The sequence below is a fragment of the Xenorhabdus stockiae genome (assembly GCF_002632825.1).
Taxonomy (GTDB): Bacteria; Pseudomonadota; Gammaproteobacteria; order Enterobacterales; family Enterobacteriaceae; genus Xenorhabdus; species Xenorhabdus stockiae.
In genome coordinates this window covers 1-2,695 of sequence record NZ_NJAJ01000094.1, presented here as the reverse complement: position 1 = coordinate 2,695, position 2,695 = coordinate 1, and the positions used below count along the sequence as shown (strand labels likewise).

At 45.0% G+C, this 2,695-nt stretch carries 5 protein-coding genes; all 5 read left to right on the top strand.

Annotated features, from left to right (window positions below; translation table 11 throughout):
- The first annotated feature begins 135 nt into the window (after positions 1-135).
- The 5 genes from Xsto_RS20290 (at position 136) to Xsto_RS20270 (ending at position 2,502) form a co-directional block, all read left to right on the top strand.
- A complete protein-coding gene (locus Xsto_RS20290; RefSeq protein WP_099126259.1) occupies positions 136-579 on the top strand; it encodes a recombination protein NinB in 444 nt (147 codons plus the stop codon).
- Positions 580-599: 20 nt separating this feature from the next.
- On the top strand, positions 600-809 hold the full coding sequence (locus Xsto_RS20285) for a hypothetical protein (protein WP_141554554.1): 210 nt from the start codon (positions 600-602) through the stop codon (positions 807-809).
- Between the two features lie 69 nt (positions 810-878).
- Complete coding sequence (locus Xsto_RS20280; protein ID WP_099126257.1) at positions 879-1,478, top strand: recombination protein NinG; 600 nt, start codon at positions 879-881, stop codon at positions 1,476-1,478.
- Positions 1,478-1,669 carry a hypothetical protein gene (locus tag Xsto_RS20275; protein WP_099126256.1) on the top strand — a complete coding sequence of 64 codons (192 nt, stop codon included), beginning with the start codon at positions 1,478-1,480 and terminating at the stop codon, positions 1,667-1,669. Before Xsto_RS20280 ends, Xsto_RS20275 begins: the two co-directional genes overlap by 1 nt.
- Positions 1,670-1,710: 41 nt before the next feature.
- The gene (locus Xsto_RS20270) at positions 1,711-2,502 is read left to right on the top strand and encodes an antitermination protein (protein ID WP_244590477.1); all 792 of its coding nucleotides are present in this window, start codon (positions 1,711-1,713) and stop codon (positions 2,500-2,502) included.
- Positions 2,503-2,695 lie beyond the last annotated feature (193 nt).

Sequence of the window (2,695 nt, the reverse complement as noted above, 5' to 3'; positions counted from 1 at the left end):
ATTCAGGCTTAGAATAGACCACAATCAAAAGCCCAAATGTAAGTGCCAAATTACATGTTTGATGTGCCTGTTTTCTGTTGAATCAAAATTAAGCATGAAGAATGCAATTAAATTGTGGAATAAGAGAGAGGGCTGATGGAAAAGCAGGTCTTTCTGCTTAGAAATGCGCACATACTCAAAAACCTAATAGCCTCTCTCAATAATTTACCCCTCAACGACGAATTCCCCATTCAAGTCACCCTATCAGATTCAAGCCGAACACTACCGCAGAACGACAAGTTCCATGCGTTATGTGGTGACGTTTCTAAACAGGGTATTGAATGGGCTGGTAATACATGGAAGACGCCGGAATGGAAATGCATTTTCGTCTCTGGTCACGCCAAAGCGACCGGAAAAGAGGGGCAAATCATCGCAGGGCTGGAAGGTGAATTAGTACCGCTGGCAAGAGAAAGCACCGCCAGAATGAGTGTAAAGCGCATGAGCAGTTTAATTGAATATTCACAGGCATGGGCTGTATATCAGGGCGTAAAGCTCACAGAGAAACGCTACACGCTGAACTATTACGGGCACAGGGTTTAACTCAAGTGGAGGCAGGGGCAGTGAAATATCCAAAAATTGACGATTCCATTAGCTTCAGACGATTGCGGGTTTTTATTTGTGGGCTTGCTATTGCTTTCGCTGGATTAATAGGCGGTAAGAAATCACTTAACTGGGCGCATAAGGTTATTGCATATGGTGAATGGTTTTATCTCCTAGAAAAGGGAGATATGGCAGCTAAAAATTGGATGGAAAGAGGGAGGAAGAAATGAAATACCTCCCATTCACACTCTTTTGGATAACAGTCACCCTGATTATGGGACTGGCTTTAGGGGGATAAGGTGGCAAGGTTTCGACAACGGAAATGTAAAATTTGTAGCGAGAAGTTCCAACCGGTATTTCCAAATGAACAATGGTGCAGTCAGGAACATAAAGAAGAGTACGCCATTCAACTATACCGACAGAAAAACAAGAAAGAGGAGCAAGCCCGACAACGAGAACGACGACAAAAAGAAGTAGCCAACCGAGATAAACTCAAAGCCCGCAAGCTAGCCATAAAACCCCGCAGTTATTGGATTCAACAAGCCCAACGCGCTGTAAATGCCTATATCAGAGAACGAGACCGCGACTTACCGTGTGTCTCCTGTGGCACGTACACGTCTTCTCAATGGGATGCGGGGCACTATCGGACGACCTTAGCAGCACCTCAGTTGAGGTTTGATGAACGCAATATTCAACGGCAGTGCATCGTCTGCAATCAGCATAAGTCCGGGAATATTGTTCCTTACCGGGTTGAGTTAATTCGGCGCATCGGTCAGGCAGCGGTGGATGCTATCGAGTCCAATCATGATCGGCATCGATGGACAATTGAGGAATGTCAGTCTATCCGGGATGAGTACAAAGAAAAGCTCAGGGAATTACGGGCACGGGAGGTGGCGTAATGTTTACCGAACTAGAGCCTGCAATCGAAGAGGCCAGATATCTGAAAAGAAAAAAGGGTCATCACCGCTGCATTCTCCAACTGGAGGGCGGAAGGATGGTTGTTAGGGTACATAGAAAATCAATGGCGGGAATTTTGATGTATACGACGCGTCTCGATAAAGAGCATACAGTATTGCCGGAGCTGAAATGAAATTAGAATCATTACCCAAGTACTTCTCACCGAAGAGCATCATGTTTAGTGACTCTCCAGCCGCAACAGCGACTGATTCCTTTTCAATTACCGATGTTATGGCCTCACTAGGATTGGCGTCCGCTCAGGCGAGGATGGGTATTGAGCTGTTTTTGGCGAAACAAGGGATCAATAAACCCGATGAAGCAGTGGAGAGTCTCTATCAGTATGCACTGACGCAGGTTCATAAGCACAGTGCAATTGCAAAACTTGATGAGAATGTTAAGCAAAGCGTCCTGCGAATACTCGCAAATTATGCCTTTCAGGATTACGCGAGGAGTGCAGCCAGTAAGAAGCCGTGTTCGGATTGTGATGACGGGTTTATCGAGGCGGAGATGTTTTCTACAAAGACATACACACCTTGGCGTGAGAGAACGCTCGTTAAAGCTAATTTAAGCATGGGGGCGGAGACTATCCCGTCATCATACGCTAAATCTCGTGAAGTGAGAGAAGTGGTGAAAGTAGCCTGTCCAACATGCAAAGGGAAAGGTGAAGTGAGTCATTCGTGCCGTTGCAATGGTCGGGGGGAGGTTCTGGATAGGGAGCAGACTGAATTACAGGGTATTCCGGTTTACAAGATCTGTCCAAAATGTTCAGGGCGTGGGTACTCCAGATTACCAGCAGAGGATGTCAGGCGAGCCATCTGTGATGAGATAATGGAATTACCTGAAACCTCATGGAGAAGGAATTTTAAGCAGCTCTATGAATCGTTAATTGAGGAATGCTTAATAGAAGAGTTAAGAGCTGATTCTGTTCTATCAGAATTAACTAAAAGAGAAAATATTACCACATAGTTACTAAATAATAGATAAATGATATTGACTCAGTGGCGGAAATAGCCTATCGTTATCCCAACGATGGGTTATTGCCTCTCGTTGAAACAAAATAGAATTCCATAGCCTCGCACTCGCGGGGTTTTTTGTTTTCCACAACGGTAAGGTGCCTTTTGATAACACTTGTTATCGTTGCTTAGCATGGAGAAGGCAT